This is a genomic window from Desulfitobacterium sp. LBE, from assembly GCF_007830365.1.
Lineage (GTDB): Bacteria > Bacillota > Desulfitobacteriia > Desulfitobacteriales > Desulfitobacteriaceae > Desulfitobacterium > Desulfitobacterium hafniense.
On record NZ_VLKD01000001.1, the window covers coordinates 1,175,184 to 1,191,275 of the forward strand.

The following is a 16,092-nucleotide window of genomic DNA, read 5'->3' on the forward strand; positions in this document are numbered from 1 at the left end:
TCCTGCCAGGCAGATATACTGTCAAAACCCGTGTAGCAGAGATTGTACACGGGTTTCAAGTAAAAAAGGATTGTTCTTTTGACTTTATTGATTACTGAAACATTACTTTTTAGCATGCTCCAAAGCTATGTCAACGGCTTCTTTAATGGCTGCGGAAGACAGGCTCGCTCCGCTGACGGAATCCACATCGGTAGATTGCGCTTCAACGATTTTACCCGGCAGCTGTTCCACTGCGATGGAACCGACGCCAACGGTTTCATTATTCTCGACGACATTAACCTCCGCGATTTTACCGTCTTTAACAGTAACCTCTACTTTAAGTCCCGGATGAACTCCTTTATCGCTGGAGCCTTGATACGTTCCATCCTTATACGCTGAAGTGTCTGCGGGTTGTGTATCAGGGGATTGTGTTCCTGGGGATTGTGTTTCTGCGGCTTGCGAACCGCAGCCGGTCACCAAAAATACAACAGACAAAATAACACCTGCGAATGAAGCCAATGCCGACCCTCTGCTCTTTATAATCCGGTTCATATTAAATTTTCCTCCTTGCTTTTTACGTCAATTCTGCTTTTACTCCCACGATTCGAGGTTGGTCATGTCCACGGCGGCGAGATAGGAAAACACCATACCTGGGCCGACCGTCCCGCCGGCACCGGGATAGTACTTGCCGGGGCCGCCCATGCCGGCCATATTGCCGCAGGCATACAGGCGCGGCACAATATCACCGTTGACATGCATGACCTGGCCCTTTTCATTTGTCCTGGGCCCTCCCTTGGTGCCCTGAACGAACGGAACAATCTCAGCAGCATAATATGGCGGCTTGTTCATCGGCTCCAGGCAGTCTGCGGGGCGCCCCGGTCCCCCCTGGTCGAACAGCGATTCACCGCGATGAAACTCGGGATCTTTCCCTTCGGCGGCATATTTATTGAAACGCGCCACCTGCTCGACAAAATTTTCAGCATTAATACCGATCTTCGCCGCCAGCTCCTCCAGCGTATCAGCTTTGTAGACCCACTCGGGCGGTTCAGCGTCAGGCTCGACGCCCCAGAGCTTCCCAGGTGCGTCCGGTGTGGCGACAGCGCCTGCTCCCCCTGCCCCGATACGATCGCGATTGCCCTGATCACAGACGTACCAGGCGGGAATGTTGGTATAAGCCATATCACCGGTCGTATCCCTGCCGCCGCCAAAGCCATACCAGAAGGAATCATAGTCGGAGGCCTCGTCACAGAACCTGCGCCCATGTCGGTTGATCCACATCGAACTGGAATCATTTTGATAACACAGCGGGCAAATGTTGATATCGATAACCCTCTTTTCGTAGGCTTGTTTGCCGATGACGGAATAAGCGACCTGGCCCCAGCCATACGGCATAAGGTGCAGATCGGCTCCCACAGCCTGAGCCATCAGGATGCCCTTGCCGTCAGAGCTCGAGACCGCAAAGGAACAAGGGCTGGGAATAGGCAGATATCTCGCCTTCATCTCGTCGTTGTAGTCAAAACCGCCGGCTCCGAGCAGGACCGCCTTCTTCGCTTTGATATTCAACGTCTTCCCCTCGCTGTTGGCAACAACCCCGATGACCTCCTGCCTTCCATCCGCAAGCGGCCGTGCAATCAGGCGTTCAGCAGTCGTCTTCACCATAATCTCCCCGCCCAGCTTGACCAGGGTATCCGCTTCAGGCTTGGTGTATCCCGCACCTAACGATGATAGCTGGCCATTTTCATCCAAAGGCTTAAGCGTCCTGACCTTGCGGGTTCCGCCTTCCCATTGGACATGATAGTCGGTGCGGTCGGCCAATGCCCACTTAATGCCGGCTGTCTCGGTCAAAAAGTCAATCATCTCCGAACCATGCTCAATATAAGCGTCGATGATCTCAGGGGTGGAAAGGCCGTCCGCGACCTTGGTCATATATATGCGCGCAGCCTCCTTGCTGTCCTGGGCATAGGAATTGCAAGGAATCCATACCGCTCCTCCCGACAGCGCCGTGGTCCCCCCGACTAATCCCAGCGCCTCCAGCACGAGCACAGACATGCCCTGGCTCTGGGCTTTCAATGCTCCCGTGAGGGCGGTGCCTGAGCCTACAACGACCACATCGGCCTCCTTATCCCAGGTCTCGGGTACACCCGTGAACGCCGGAGCGGCGGTTTGGGTCGAAGCACATGCTCCCAGCATGCCCGCTATGGCAACACCGGCCGTACCTGCTGCGGCACCCCTTAGAAAAGACCTTCTGGAAATTCCATTTTGATTGTTTTCCATTGCAATTAAACCTCCCTTTAATAAGCAGCCTCTCGGAAAGAAGCCCAACCAGGAACCACCATTCTTCATTGCTAGTTCCGAGGCTTGATTATCTATATTATATAAGTTATAATTTTCACATCAAGCAACTCCTTTTTACATGCATTTAACTTTTAATTGATATATTGACAAAATTCGAACCGGGAGGTGGGTAAAATCGAGATCAAACAAATCTATTATTTTGTTGAAGTAGCAAAGTGCGGCAGTTTAACCAAGGCAGCCAAAGTTCTGTTTGTTACTCCTCAGGCTTTAAGCAAGTCAATCAGTCAGTTGGAAAAGGAATATAACTGCCAGTTTTTTATAAGGAAAAACCACAACCTCATCCTTTCCGATTCCGGTCGGCAATTTTTGATTGATGCCAAAGCATTGCTGGAGCATTATCACTCTGTGGACCGGCGTGTCAAAGAGTTGTCGGGAATTGAACCAGGTTATCTCCGTGTGGCAGCTGCACCCGATTCTTTGGGCAGCCTTGATATTGATTTGTTTAAAAAGTTCAGGCATTTATACCCGCAGCTGAATTCCGATTACATTGAATTACCGGACAAGATAGTGGAAGAATATATTGAAACCGACCAGGTTGATGTCTGCTTTAATATCAATAAACTGCCCAATCAGAATGAGTATGAATCGATTTTGCTCCTCCATTCCGAGCTTTGCGTTGTAACACGCTGCAACAATAATTTCCTGAATAATAGAGATTATGTTACTTTAAAGGATTTGGAAAATAAGAAAATCGTCATGAAGGGCGAGTTGTTTAAGAAATTCCATATTCTAGAGAAGGCGGCTCAAACCGAAAATATTACCTTGAATTACGAATTAACATCAGACACGACACTGGTGTTAGACCGGATTGCTTTGCCCGGCTGCATTGGTATAGGGACTTACGCCTATCGTTATGTGCCGAAAAATCTTGATGATAAAGCAGTCCCCTTTAAGCCCCCCTTGCCGTGGGATGTCTATTTAAGTTACAAAAAATATAAGCCTTTGTCCAAACCGGTGCAGTTGTTTATCAAATTTATCAAGGAAAACTATGGGCTGTAGCAGCGTTGCTTTGTTTCCTGTTCTGGTGAAAACGAAGTCACCGGCCTGGAGCTCATGAGCGAATGGCAGCTCTTGTCAATAAGAAACGGCCTTACCCCACTATAATGTAGGGTAAGGCCGTCTTTCTTCTCTAAACTGTCAGGAAAATGCAAACGGAAATAAAAACCTTATTTAGCCTGCTCCAAAGCCTTGTCTACAGCTTCCTTAATAGCTGCCGAGGACAGGCTGGCGCCGCTGACCGCCTCCACTTCAGTGGATTGGGCTTCAACAATTTTACCGGGCAGCTCTTCGATGGCCATGGAACCCACGCCTGGAGTTTCTTGATTCTCAACAACCGTAACTTCGGCGATTTTTCCGCCCTGGACAGTAACCGAGACCTTAAGCCCAGGATGAATGCCTTTATCACTGGACCCTTCATAGGTTCCGTCCTTGTACAGTCCGGCATCTGCAGATTGGGATCCGCATCCGGTTACCAAAAACACCGCGAATAAAATAACACCTACTAACGAAATCATTTTGGCTTTTTTCATTATATTCTCCCCCTCTGTTCATCAAAAAATCTATTGGATAGAGTCAAATCTGTTTTACGGCATTCTTCCCGGCGATATAGCCATAGAATAAAGCCGTGGCATGGGAAACTCCCTTTAAGCTGATTGGGTATTCCACTCCATAACGGTTGCCTTGAACATTTCCCGCCGCATAGAGGCCGGGAATCACATTGCGGTCCTCATCAAAGGTATGGCATTCTTCATCGCTTTCCAGCCCGCCGATGCAGACCAGCAGTGCAGCCGTGGTCATCTTGACTGCATAAAAGGGTGCTGCTTCCAGAGGGAACAGACGCTTGGCAACTTTACCGAAATCTTCATCTTTACCCTTATGGCATAACTCGTTATAGCGTTGGATGGATTTGAGGGCTGTCGCCTGATCGATTTCCAGCTTGCTCAACAGTTCTTCAAGGGTATCCGCCTTGATGCAGCGCCCGTCTGCGACTGCTTTATCCAACTGGGCCTGACTTTTATGATTGGCGCTGGTTGCATTGTTTTTGGGCGTTGATTCATCGTAATAGCAGGGAGTTCCATGGGCGGCCGGCATATATTGGATTTCATCCTTCCATTTGGCATCCCAGAACTGGTAAGAGTATTGCCCCTTCAACAGTTCAATCTGATTCTCTACCTGCTGACCGGGTACATCTTCATTCATAAAACGCTTTCCATTAGCGTCCAGCTGCAGGAATCCGGCAATACCCATGACACCGATGCCTTCAATGTCGGCCTCCCCGCCCATGTGGTGAATCATGGGAGCATGGTGCTGCTGGATTTTCGCTCCGGCCCAGGCCCCTAACTTCAGCCCGTCCCCGGTATTGGTCTTATTGCCTTCCACATCGATATTGACCCAGATGCGGGGGATATTGTTTTCCAGGACTTCCGGACAATAGTAATTAAGGATTTCATCGTTGCTGGAATATTCCCCGGTGGCCAGAATGACACCCTTATTGGCGATGGCTTTGACATACTTGCCGGTTTGGGCGTTGCGGGCGTATACCCCGGTGCAGCGGCCGTTTTCCATAATCAGTTTTTCCACGAAGTGGCCGTAGTAAGGTTTAACCTTGCCGGTGCTGATGGCTTTATCCATATTGGCGTTGACCACCGGCGCCTGAGAAGGTGAAAGAATGACTGAAGTGGGAAATGTGGGGAACTGCTCCTCTTTGTAATTGTAATGCTCTGGCAGCGGGTGCAGAAGGGGAGCTAAAAAGGCGTCTTTATGCTCATCCGGAACATCGCTGCGGGAGGTATCGCAAATATATATATCAGGTTTGGCAGCAATAAACCAGTCAAAGACTTCAGCGCTTCCTTTAGCCCAGCGCGACATAATTGAGCGCTTGACTTTATAGGAGCTTTCTTTCATGTGGCTGTCCACCAATTCATCCGGGTCCATATTGTCCCGGCCCCAGCGTGCCTGCAGCTTACCGTTGATCACTGCGTATTCACCGCTGCGGCATTGGGGGCCTTTGCCCTTCTCAAATACCGCTACCGCAGCCCCTTCTTCACTGGCCGAACGGGTTGCCGCGACGCCTGCCACACCTGCACCGATCACAATAACATCCACCGTGGTTGTCTCTTCCACATTGGCGTCGGCAATTTCCGGTTCTTTGCCCAGCCAGGGCAGTTTGCCGGAAGGTACGGGGTCCCCTGCCGGAGTCTCCGCCACAGGGGATTGGGTTGCAACCGGGGCACACGCTCCCAATACACCGGTCATGGCTACACCTGCCGTACCGATGGCCGCACCTCTCAGAAAATCCCTGCGGGATATTCCTGTTCTGTTCTCCTTTTCTCTACCTTCCATTTAAGCTTCCTCCTTTATTGGCCTCGGTTTTTGTTCTTGAATTCACATGAAAATGATACCATAGGCCCTATTACTCTGGACATCTCTCTGATTTAGTCAAAAAAGTGGCTTATTTTAATATCTTCAATTCAATACATGGTCAGCTGTCATATCATTAGTCTTATCATTTGCCTTAAAACAGGCTATACTATACATGCAAAAGAGATCCAGGTCGTTCAGAAAGGAGAACGTCTTATGTCAACTATTCCTTCCCGGCAGCTTCCAAACGTTTTGGCAGCATCAAAGCAGCAGTTCTGTTTTGACCCGGTAAGCGGCTCCTTCTCTCAAGACAAGTTACTTTTCGAACAAAGTGACGCCCTCTTTGCTCTGCTGCTTCTGCCCGCTGGCGACAACCCCGTACACTGCTCCAGCAGCCATGTCAGCATTTTGTTTTGCGGCGGACCGGCCACTGTTCTGATCGGGCAACAAAAAACAACCTGCTTTGCCGGAAACATCTTTTTATTCCGCAGCCAATGCAATTTTGTCGTTGAACCTAAAGATGGTGCAGAGATCTATCTGGCCCTGTACAAAAAAGAACTGTTTGACAGCTTGTTTATTTCCATGCTGGCCGATTGCCATCTTATTTATAGTTTCTTTGGCCTCAGCAACTGCAAGGATGAGTTTCTGTATTTTGACTGCAGCCGGGAAATGCCGATTCAGCAGTTCGCCAAAGCCCTGCAGCTGGAGCTGAGCAATACGGATGATCTGTCCGTCAAAACGGTGCGCTGTTCCACAGTGCTTTTCATGACCAATCTTAATCGCATCCACCGTACCCATTTGGTGATCAACGAATCCAGTATGATGAAAGATTATTTGATCGGGGATATTCTCAAATACATGTCCGATCATTTCACGACCGCCACCCTTGCCAGCACAGCCGCCCATTTTAACTACCATCCCGCTTATTTTTCGGCCATGTTTCAAAAAAAGGCTCTCTGCAATTTCACGACCAAAATGCAGGAAATGCGGCTGGAACAAGCCCGCCGGCTTCTGGTCTCCACAGAGCTTTCCGTGCAGAATATTTCGGAAAGCACGGGCTTCCACGACAAGAGCTATTTTTACCGCTGTTTTAAAGCAACCTATGGACTTACTCCCGGGGCATACCGCAGAAAATATGCTGATGAGAAAAATATCCTGACGGAAAAACTTGATATTTAGAGACTACATTTCCCTTAATTACAATTGGACATAGAACTTAGAAAAGGCTGGAGCAGTCAGCTCACAGCCTTTTCTGAGCTCTATGCAAATTATTATAATTTTTTTACTTGTTAGATAGCTTACAGAAAACAGATAAATTTCTGCTTATACTTATCCTAAGCCCTTTTATACTCAATTTTATACTCGAGTCAATTGCACGAAGCCTTTTGATTTTCAACACACAGATAGTTCTGTCCTAAGACCATAAAATAATTAACGGATGGTGAGCTTATGGAAGAAAATAAATGGCTGCCTTGGACTACGAATATGCTCGATGATGAGCTGGTAAAAAAAGTGCTGGAAGTCTATCAAACCAAAGAATACAAAAAGGGACAGTTTGTTTTTGAACAAGGTGAGCTGAGCGATCAGATTTATCTTCTCCTTCAGGGCAGAATTGAAATAAATATGGTCAGCATAGATGGTAAGAAAACTATTTTCTCGATCCATGAACCGAGGTGCTTCTTTGGCGAGCTGATCATGGATCATTCCCCCCGGCTTACCAGCGCTGTTTGTTTGACAAACGTCACCGCGGCTGCCCTGGACAGTTCTTTAAATTTGGGGTCGGATTATTATGAGAAGAAGCTGTATCAGGCTTTATTCTACTCAACAAGCCGCAAGCTGAAAATCCAGATTCAACAATTAAGCGATCAGGTATTTGAAGAGGCTGAAGATCGTATAGAGAAGCTGTTATTAGGTTTATGTAAAAATTTTGGGCAAGAGAAGGCGGGATATATCGAGGTGGATATGCCGATAACGCATCAAACCATTGCTGATTTAACAGGCTGCTCCAGGCCAACCGTATCTCTGATCTTAAAAGACTTATCTAAAAAAAAGCACATCATAATGGAAAGGAACAAGCTGATATTTCCCAAATATGAGTGTGATACTATTTAATTTCCTACCTAAAAAGAGAAGTGTTGTTACCGCTAAAATTTCGCAACACTTCTCTTTTTTTGCCTTTGTTTTTAAATTGATAATTTTCCGATTTGTTAGCCAGCTAACATAACTTAATTCACCCTGTAATTTATACTTAGCTCAAACACAAAAAGGAGTGGTGAATTCTTATGACGGAAAACACTGTTTTTAAGGAAAGAATTCGATTCCCTATCCCAACCCGAGAATTGGCAAGACGGTGGAGTCTGGTTAGAGAAGCTATGCAAGCTCAAGGTATCGATCTGCTTGTTATGCAAAATGACAATAAATTTTTGGGCGGATATGTAAGGTATTTTATTGATATACCTGCTGAGCACGCCTATCCTGTTACGGTGCTGTTTCCAGTCGATGATGAAATGACGACAATCTTCCATTCCTCTGCCCAAAACCCTGCACCCCCTGCCTGGTCGGCAAGAGGTATCAAGACCAGGCAGGGAGCTCCTTATCTGAGAACGCTGCATTATACTAACCATTACGATGCCGAGGAAATTGTCAAAGTGATCAAAGGCAGAAAGGACAAAAAAGTGGGGATTGTTGGTATGGGGCTGATCAATGCAGCTTTATATCAATACTTGCATGAGCATCTCCCCCATGTCGATTGGGTTGATGCTTCCGATTTAGCCGACGAGATCAAAGCAGTTAAGAGTGAGGATGAGCTGATCTATGTCAGAGAATCTGTCAAAGTGCATGATGCTTTTGCTTCTGCTATGCCGGCTATTATTCGTCCCGGGATATACGAATATGAAATCAGAGCTGAAATCAAACGCTTGCTGGAGAACTTAGGCAGTGAGGAACAACTTATTATGCTTGGCTCATCCCCAGCCGGAACACCAACCCCTCATCTGGACACATTTTTTCAAAACCGTCAGCTTAATTCCGGGGACCAGATATTGATCATGGTGGAAGCCAATGGCCCGGGCGGGTTTTACTCAGAGATTATGAGGACCTGGTGTTTGGGCGAGCCTTCTCAAGAATTGCATGATCTATGGGAAGCATCCAAAAAAATTCAAGATTTCGCCGCAAGTCTATTAAAGCCCGGCGCTAACCCGCCAGAAATTATCGATCAGGTTAACCGTTTTATGAGCAAGACCGGATTCCCTCCGGAAGGACGTTTGTTCGGACATGGCCAGGGCTATGATCTAGTGGAGAGACCGGCCTTTGTCAAGCATGAAACCCTTAAGCTGAAGGCCAATATGGTGGTTGCTTTACACCCCATCCTTGCCAATGACAAAGCGTTTGCATGTTGCTGCGATGATTTCTTAATTACAGAAAATGGTGCTGAACGTCTTCAAAAAACACCTCAGGAATTGATCATACTTTAACAGTTTAAAATACCAGCCAATCTATAAATCGGGAAATCTGGAGGGAAACAAATGGAGATTAAGAAAATCGCAATCTTATTTCAATCCACCAACAAAGTTCCTATCGAATTTGAAGAACGGCATCTGGACATGATCAGGCAAACGGTCCCAGGGGTAAATGTTGTCCGGGCTTATACTGAATCAGAGCTGTTGCCCGGGGATCTGGACGCCGATGTTCTCATCACTTGGGGACAGTACTCTCCCGTAGAATTCTGCACTAAAGCCACCAACTTAAAATGGATCCACGCTGTATCTGCCGGAATCGAAGGACTAACCATACCGGAAATCATGAGTTTGGATGCGGTTATGTCCAATACTAAAGGGATACATGGCATACCCATGGCTGAGCATACCATGGCCCTGATTCTGGCCTCTCTCCGCCAATTGCCGGTATTGCTCAAACAGCAACAGGAAAAAGTATGGCTGAAGCATAAGCCTGATGAAACTCAGGGCAAAACCGTAGGAATTATTGGCTTAGGCAGTATTGGCGAGGAAGTTGCCAAGAAATGCAAGCTGTTCGGAATGAAGGTTGTCGCGACCAAAAGAACGCCTGTCGCCTGTGAATGGGTTGATGAACTGTATCCTGACCATCAGCTGGACAAATTGCTTTGCCAAGCGGATTTCGTTGTCGTAGTGGTCCCTCTTACACCGGAGACCACAAAACTTATTGGTGAAAAAGAGTTTAAGCTTATGAAGAAAACTGCATATATCATCAAATATTGCCCGGGGTAAGGTCATTGATGAAAAGGCCTTGGTCAAAGCCCTCCAAGACGGTGATATCGGGGGCGCCGGACTGGATTGTGTCGAAGATGAGCCACTGCCCCAGGACAGCCCTTTGTGGGATATGCCTAACGTGATTATTACACCGCACACGGCGGCGGATTCCCCTTTTTATATGGATAGAGCCATGAATCAGTTTTGTGAAAGTCTTAAAAAGTTTATCAATAACCAAGATATATTAAATAAAATCAACAAAAATAAGGGTTATTAGTGAATGGTGATCACTTAACATGAGGTTTAGCTCATAATCTGTGTTCGGTTTTAAAAACTCAAACAACGATCTATCGAGTTATGGGTTATGAAAACCAGTATCCTTCAGGCAAACAAGTGCTTTATAGAACAAAACAGGCAATTACCCCCTATAGGTTTTGGAGGTGAACTTTAATGAACTAATATCCATGAAGCTCCAGCTCCAATGTCTTCTCATTATGAAGGAGGGTTAAATCCATGCGCCAAGTAAATGTTAATGACGTCATTGACAACAGTAAGATGAATAATTACTTTCGTTCTATCTGGACCATAATATTATTTGCACTAATCATTGATGGTTTTGATCAGGCGGTTTATGGAGCAGCACTGCCCATGCTTATGAAGGATCTGAATCTAAGTGCTTCAGTAGGCGGTCTTCTTGGCAGCGCCAGTCTCTGGGGAGCTGTCGTAGGAGCGCTGCTCTTAGGCTACTTGACCGACAGAGTCGGCAGAAGGAAAATGATCGTTGTGGCCGTTATCTTATATACTGGTTTTACTGCCCTTTGCGCCATAGTTGCCCATGATATTCTCCTTTTTGCCACCTGTCGTTTTTTAGCGGGAATGGGCATCGCCGCGATTACTCCCATCGCCAATTCAATCTTATCGGAATTTACGCCGAAAAGCTCAAGACGCTTTTTACTCACAAGCAATATCATCGGTATCAACATCGGTCAAATGGTTACATCCCTGATTGCTATCGGATTGATTCCCTTAATTGGCTGGAGAGGACTCTTTGGCATATCGATTTTCGGCTTGGTCATCATCCCTTTCCTGCTTAAGATCCCGGAAACAATGGTTATTGCCCTGAAGAAGGATCCTAAGAGTAAAATCGCCTCCGTTCTGACCAAAGCAGATCCCAGTTTTGTGCCCCAAGAGGATGATGAATATGTGGTGGACTCCGTACAAACAGTGAAGCAATCCGTAACGGAGCTATTTAAAGGCGGTCTGGCCTGGAATACCATCTTGATTTGGATTATGTTCTTTGTCAATATGTTTATCATTTCTTCTTTGTTGGTATGGCTGCCGAAAATCATCACCTTAATGGGCTATAGTCTGAATTCGGCCTTATTGCTGAACTCCTTGCTCTACTTGGGGTTAATCTTCGGCGGGATTGTCAGCGGCAAAATTGCCCAAAGATTCGGCTATAAGAAAACGCTTATCTTTTACTATATCATCAATGCAGTATTCATCCTTTTAATGACGATTAAGTCGACAACCACGGTATTTGCAGTCTTATTATTCCTGTTAGGTTTCACCTTGTGTGCGCAAAGTTTAATCTATCCCTTTACTTCTGCCAATTACCCCATGACGATTCGCGGCACCGGTCTGGGCTTTGGCGCCGGTGTAACCCGCTTGGGCGGAGCCCTTTCACCCATCGTTATCGGCATATTTGTTGCCCAGGGGATGACACCGGTGGATATTTTCCGTTTTCTTCTCATTCCTGCCTTAGTCGGACTGGCAGCATCCGCACTCACCAGAAAGGCTGCTTATGATTGATTAGTTTAAGCAAAGAACCTGATGCTCCTGCCGCCTACCGGCAGTCAGGGGCATCAGGTTTTCTTTTGCTATTTTTGCGGTTCTTCTTTGGGTGGGGCGGCATCTTTTTTAAGCTCAGCCTTGCATTTAATGCAGTTTTTAACAATTTCCGGGTTAGGTGTTCCGCAAGCCTCGCATATAACTTTTTTTCCTGCGGAAGGTGGTCTAAAGCACATAGTATTTTCTCCTTAAATTTTATTTGGTAAATGAAATCTGCAGCTCATGTTTCGATAGGCAAACATTGCTGATGATATAGAGTAATTAAATAGTAATGGCAATTTTGATGACATTGTCTTCCCGCTTTTCGAACAGGCGGTAGCCTTCTTCAATGTCATCCAGCTTCATTCTGTGGGTAAACAGGGGTTCCAGGTTGATCTGACCATTTCCGTACAGCTTCAGAAGTTTTTTCATATTGCCCAGATAGCCTAATCCCATTTTGACGGTTATGTTCTTGACGAAGGCTTGAGGCAATGGGATTTTCATTTCTTCGCCAATCCCGACCACGGAGACACACCCGCCCACATCCAGGCAAAGCGCCGCTTCATGGAAGGCCTTGGCATCGCCGGCAGCTTCAACCGCTACATTGGCTCCCCGTCCATCTGTAAGTTTGAGAATAGTGCCCACCACATCCTCTTCTGCCCGTATGATGCTGGTAGCTCCCATCTTTCTGGCTACATCCAGGCGGAATTGATTATAATCAACCACTATGATCTGAGCAGCGCCAAACAGCTTGGCTGATTCAACGGCAGCCAGCCCAACCGGACCAGCCCCAAAAATGACGACTTTATCACCGGGACGTGTTCCCGCAGCATCAAGGGCGTAAAACCCTGTGGACAGCACATCACCGATAAAAATAGCCTGCTCATCATTAATATGGTCGGGTACTTTAAGCAGCACTACATCAGCAAAAGGAACCCGGATGTATTCGCTTTGGGTGCCTGAAAGATTGCCGGCAGTGGGGCCGCTGCCATGTATCCCTCCGGTTAGGCACTGTTGGATATTCCCTTTGAGGCAATTTTCGCATTGCCCGCAATAAGGTGCTGCTGGTCCAGCCACTCTGTCTCCGGGTTTGAATTTTTTTACCGCTTTCCCCACTTCCTCGATTACGCCTGCATACTCATGCCCCAGCACAAACGGAGGTTTGGAGGGAATTTGGCCGTGCATCAGATGGATATCGCTGCCGCAAATGGTGGTCAGGGTGATTTTGATGATGACATCCGTATCATTGATAATACGGGGTTTCTCCACTTCCTGCAGTTCGATTTTGCCCAGCTCAGTTAATACTAAACCTTTCAAGCATTCCAACTCCTTTTCATCTGATTATCGGCTGCCTGGGCTCCGGCCGCCGAACTTAAGTCCGGCGGGCCCGGTCCAAGCATCTTTCTCAACCTTTAGATTCGATGTCCGGGCGGCCCTTTTCTTTACTCTTTGTTTTTCCGGCGCTTTGCCTGCCACGCCTGTCTGGCTGCCTCTTTCAATTCTTCCGGGATATGCGTGTTGCAGAAGATACAGGAATCCGTCAGCAAGTAGGTTTTTCTTTCGCAATTGGGGCAGGTTACCATTTTGGGCCTGCATCTTTCACATGTGCTGGTACAGACAAAACACGCCATCATAAGTCGCCTCTTTTCCTGCTCCAAAGGTATGAGCGGTCGGTTATCCCTATTACGGCAGGAAGATCACAACCTTCTCCCCTATTTCTTCAGCTTTTCTCGCCAGTTCGCTAAGGGGGCCGTACTGCATAACCTTAGCTTGGCAATGTTGGACGCAAGAAGGCTCTTTGCCTTGCTCTACACGTTTAGCACACAAGTCGCAAATCTCCGTGGGGCCGGGATGCAATCCCAGTGCCAGGTGCCGTCGGGCAGTTTCCACGGGCCGTTTTCAAATACCTTGATTCCCCATTTGCCCACGGGGATGTCGTGTTCGGTTTTACAGGCCACCTCGCAGGAGTGGCAGCCGGAGCAGTATCTATAGTCGATTAATAATCCGTTCACAGTTCTTCTTCCTCCTTCCCGCTTATTGCTCTGTCACTTTGTAGATATTGCAGATTTCGCATTTGAAAGTATCGCCAAAGCCCATCTTGCCGATGGCTTTATGGGGCATGATCACATTGATATTAGACTGCCGGAAACCGAAGAGATTGGGCTCTTGACCGTCCTGCTCGGGGAACCACCAGCCGTGCTGAGCGTGGACCACCCGTTCGTCGATGCCCTCTGTGAGATGAGCGACCTGCTTGACGCGGCCCAGTTCGTTTTCGATCCACACCCAGTCGCCCTCGGCGATGCCCAGGCGCTTCGCCGCCGCGGAGTTGATCTCCACGATCGGCTGCGGGTTGATTTCGCGCAGCCGGTCGATTTGGCGATGCTCGGAATGGAAGAAAGGATAGACACGCCCTCCGGTCGTGAGGACGAAAGGATATTTTCCAAACAACTCAGGGGTGCTGACCGGGCTGCGGGGCGGCTCGATAAAGTAGGGCAGGGGATCGTCGCCGAAATGCTCGTAAACGGTGGAATAGAGCTCAATCTTGCCGGTGGTGGACATATAGCCCGGCTCGCCGTCAAAACGCATCAAGCCCTTCTCCGCCTTGCGGTAAATCTCCTCGGGCTGGTCGATACCGATCTCGCGGAATTGTTCCCAGGTCAAATTCCCGGGTATGCGTACTTTGGCTTGATAATCTTCCTCACTGGTGAATTGACTCCAATAATCCGGGAACATCCGCCTGCCGATTTCCATCATGAAGCCCAGATCGCTGACCCCTTCCACCACATCCACGGCTGCGTTGCAGGCGCCGTTGAAAGCGACATTGAAGCCGTAGTGGGATTCCACCATGGTGTTGTGCTCGGCGAAGGTTTTCAGCGGGATAACCAGATCCGCCAGAGCCATGGTTGTGGCGTTATGAAATAGTTCGGTGGCGCAGACGAATTCCAGGCTCTTCTGCATAGCCTCCAGCCAGCGTACCTGGGCGGCGGAGATCGCACCGCCGATGACATTGCTGCTCTGGAACACACCCATGCGCAGGCGATAGGGTTCTCCGCTCTCCAGCGTGTCCAGCACCGCGTCCGGGTGGTTGGTGGACATCAGCTGGCAGACAAAGGGATACTCCTTGGCGCCGATGCGTTTCTCAAACAGTTCCGGGGAAACGGTTCCGGCCTCCATGGCGCGGTTGATCATGTCCACATTGGTATCGTCCTGGATGGGCAGGCCGAGGGTACAGCCGCCGGGGACGTCAATATTGTCGGTAATGGCCAGTATAGCGAGCAGGGCCTGGCCGACCTGGATGCCGTTGGGGTTTTGATCCACAGACAAGCCCCAGCCGAGAGCCGAATGTTTGCTGGTGGCGAACTTGCGGGCGGCGTCGATGATCAGCTCTTTGGGAACCCAGGTGATCTCGGCCACCTTTTCCGGCGGGTATTCCTTCACGCGCTCGGCCAGCTGGTCGAAGCCGTACGTCCACTTTTCCACGGCTTCGTGGTCGTACAGGTCTTCCGTGATAATGACGTTCAGCAATCCTAAGGCCAAAGCCGCATCGGTACCCGGTCTGAGTTGCAGATTGATCTCGGCGCGGGTTCCGATCCAGTTGATGCGGGGGTCAACGCAGATGAGTTTCGTACCATAGTTTTTCATCATATCGATGATCGCATGGCCCCAGAGGCCGTCGGCATTGGATTTCAGCGGTTCTTTGCCCCAGAGCATGATGTACTTGGGCGCTTCCCAGCCGGGGTGTTCATAGCGGTCGGGATAGCGGGCGGCATAATCGATTTCCGGATAACCGCCCCCCATGAGGTAAGCCATCTGCGAAACCCGCGGTGCGTAGCATGACCAGCCGCTCTGGGCGTAGCAGGCATTGGGCGAGCCGAAACCCATGAACGTCAATTCATTGTGAAACACTGTCGCCTCGCGGCCGGTACCGCAGAACACGACGATGGATTCGGGGCCATGCTCTTTGGTGAAGTATCTGGTTTTTTCCTCAAGGAGATCGAAGGCCTCCTTAAGGGTGATCCGCTCCCATTTGTCCTTGCCGCGATCTTTGGGATCACGCTTCATCGGATACATGATCCGATCCTTGTGGTAGACGACATCCTTCAGCGCCAAACAGCGTGGGCAGAGTGCTCCCCGGGTGATGGGATGCTCCGGATCCCCTTCCACACTCGTCAACACGCCGTCTTTGACGTGCAGCTGCAAGCCGCATCCCACCGGATGGCAGCCCGGCGGGGACCAGGCGCAGGTGCGAATAATGGTTTCACCGTTTTCTTCGCGCTTCCATGGTTTTGTCATACGATTATTCCTCCTTGTATTATTTAATTCTCCCCGGCGCAATGCCGCT

13 protein-coding genes and 1 pseudogene are annotated in these 16,092 nt (G+C 48.7%); 7 read left to right on the plus strand and 7 right to left on the minus strand.

Annotated elements, in window-relative coordinates; genetic code table 11:
* Positions 1-102 precede the first annotated feature (102 nt).
* Positions 103-531, minus strand: a complete 429-nt coding sequence (locus DESLBE_RS05765; RefSeq protein ID WP_144675632.1) for an FMN-binding protein — start codon at positions 529-531, stop codon at positions 103-105.
* A gap of 39 nt (positions 532-570) precedes the next feature.
* On the minus strand, positions 571-2,253 hold the full coding sequence (locus tag DESLBE_RS05770; RefSeq protein ID WP_172625383.1) for an FAD-binding protein: 1,683 nt from the start codon (positions 2,251-2,253) through the stop codon (positions 571-573).
* A gap of 186 nt (positions 2,254-2,439) precedes the next feature.
* Here DESLBE_RS05770 and DESLBE_RS05775 point away from each other — a divergent pair, with 186 nt between their 5' ends.
* Positions 2,440-3,333 (plus strand): LysR family transcriptional regulator, encoded by an 894-nt coding sequence (locus DESLBE_RS05775; RefSeq protein ID WP_243131239.1) that lies wholly within the window; start codon positions 2,440-2,442, stop codon positions 3,331-3,333.
* A 167-nt stretch (positions 3,334-3,500) separates the two neighbouring features.
* On the opposite strand, the gene DESLBE_RS05780 is transcribed toward DESLBE_RS05775, so the two are convergent.
* Complete coding sequence (locus tag DESLBE_RS05780; RefSeq protein WP_018305920.1) at positions 3,501-3,863, minus strand: FMN-binding protein; 363 nt, start codon at positions 3,861-3,863, stop codon at positions 3,501-3,503.
* Between the two features lie 43 nt (positions 3,864-3,906).
* Complete coding sequence (locus DESLBE_RS05785; RefSeq protein WP_144675636.1) at positions 3,907-5,676, minus strand: FAD-dependent oxidoreductase; 1,770 nt, start codon at positions 5,674-5,676, stop codon at positions 3,907-3,909.
* A 234-nt stretch (positions 5,677-5,910) separates the two neighbouring features.
* Between DESLBE_RS05785 and DESLBE_RS05790 the strand changes: the two genes are divergently transcribed.
* The 6 genes from DESLBE_RS05790 (at position 5,911) to DESLBE_RS05810 (ending at position 11,732) form a co-directional block, all read left to right on the plus strand.
* Positions 5,911-6,873, plus strand: coding sequence for a helix-turn-helix transcriptional regulator (locus tag DESLBE_RS05790; protein ID WP_144675638.1), 963 nt, complete (start codon positions 5,911-5,913; stop codon positions 6,871-6,873).
* Positions 6,874-7,143: 270 nt separating this feature from the next.
* The gene (locus DESLBE_RS05795; protein WP_144675640.1) at positions 7,144-7,806 is read left to right on the plus strand and encodes a Crp/Fnr family transcriptional regulator; all 663 of its coding nucleotides are present in this window, start codon (positions 7,144-7,146) and stop codon (positions 7,804-7,806) included.
* Positions 7,807-7,976: 170 nt separating this feature from the next.
* Complete coding sequence (locus tag DESLBE_RS05800; RefSeq protein WP_144675642.1) at positions 7,977-9,167, plus strand: M24 family metallopeptidase; 1,191 nt, start codon at positions 7,977-7,979, stop codon at positions 9,165-9,167.
* A 51-nt stretch (positions 9,168-9,218) separates the two neighbouring features.
* Complete coding sequence (locus DESLBE_RS27235; RefSeq protein ID WP_282433878.1) at positions 9,219-9,938, plus strand: NAD(P)-dependent oxidoreductase; 720 nt, start codon at positions 9,219-9,221, stop codon at positions 9,936-9,938.
* A gap of 19 nt (positions 9,939-9,957) precedes the next feature.
* Positions 9,958-10,197 (plus strand): NAD(P)-dependent oxidoreductase, encoded by a 240-nt coding sequence (locus tag DESLBE_RS27240; protein ID WP_282433879.1) that lies wholly within the window; start codon positions 9,958-9,960, stop codon positions 10,195-10,197.
* Positions 10,198-10,433: 236 nt separating this feature from the next.
* Positions 10,434-11,732 (plus strand): MFS transporter, encoded by a 1,299-nt coding sequence (locus tag DESLBE_RS05810; RefSeq protein WP_144675644.1) that lies wholly within the window; start codon positions 10,434-10,436, stop codon positions 11,730-11,732.
* A gap of 300 nt (positions 11,733-12,032) precedes the next feature.
* On the opposite strand, the gene DESLBE_RS05815 is transcribed toward DESLBE_RS05810, so the two are convergent.
* The 3 genes and pseudogenes from DESLBE_RS05815 to DESLBE_RS05830 all read right to left on the minus strand — a co-directional run bounded on the left by DESLBE_RS05815 (position 12,033) and on the right by DESLBE_RS05830 (position 16,043).
* Positions 12,033-13,067: an alcohol dehydrogenase catalytic domain-containing protein gene (locus DESLBE_RS05815; RefSeq protein WP_172625384.1), complete on the minus strand. Its 1,035-nt coding sequence runs from the start codon at positions 13,065-13,067 to the stop codon at positions 12,033-12,035.
* A gap of 366 nt (positions 13,068-13,433) precedes the next feature.
* Positions 13,434-13,762, minus strand: a pseudogene (locus DESLBE_RS05825) (4Fe-4S dicluster domain-containing protein).
* 22 nt (positions 13,763-13,784) lie between these two features.
* On the minus strand, positions 13,785-16,043 hold the full coding sequence (locus tag DESLBE_RS05830) for a molybdopterin-dependent oxidoreductase (protein WP_144675650.1): 2,259 nt from the start codon (positions 16,041-16,043) through the stop codon (positions 13,785-13,787).
* Positions 16,044-16,092 lie beyond the last annotated feature (49 nt).

Coding starts and splice junctions, on each gene's coding strand:
- DESLBE_RS05770 (WP_172625383.1), bottom strand. CDS start 2,253: ATGGAAAACAATCAAAATGGAATTTCCAGAAGGTCTTTTCTAAGGGGT.
- DESLBE_RS27235 (WP_282433878.1), top strand. CDS start 9,219: ATGGAGATTAAGAAAATCGCAATCTTATTTCAATCCACCAACAAAGTT.
- DESLBE_RS05790 (WP_144675638.1), top strand. CDS start 5,911: ATGTCAACTATTCCTTCCCGGCAGCTTCCAAACGTTTTGGCAGCATCA.
- DESLBE_RS05785 (WP_144675636.1), bottom strand. CDS start 5,676: ATGGAAGGTAGAGAAAAGGAGAACAGAACAGGAATATCCCGCAGGGAT.
- DESLBE_RS05830 (WP_144675650.1), bottom strand. CDS start 16,043: ATGACAAAACCATGGAAGCGCGAAGAAAACGGTGAAACCATTATTCGC.
- DESLBE_RS05795 (WP_144675640.1), top strand. CDS start 7,144: ATGGAAGAAAATAAATGGCTGCCTTGGACTACGAATATGCTCGATGAT.
- DESLBE_RS05810 (WP_144675644.1), top strand. CDS start 10,434: ATGCGCCAAGTAAATGTTAATGACGTCATTGACAACAGTAAGATGAAT.
- DESLBE_RS05780 (WP_018305920.1), bottom strand. CDS start 3,863: ATGAAAAAAGCCAAAATGATTTCGTTAGTAGGTGTTATTTTATTCGCG.
- DESLBE_RS05765 (WP_144675632.1), bottom strand. CDS start 531: ATGAACCGGATTATAAAGAGCAGAGGGTCGGCATTGGCTTCATTCGCA.
- DESLBE_RS05800 (WP_144675642.1), top strand. CDS start 7,977: ATGACGGAAAACACTGTTTTTAAGGAAAGAATTCGATTCCCTATCCCA.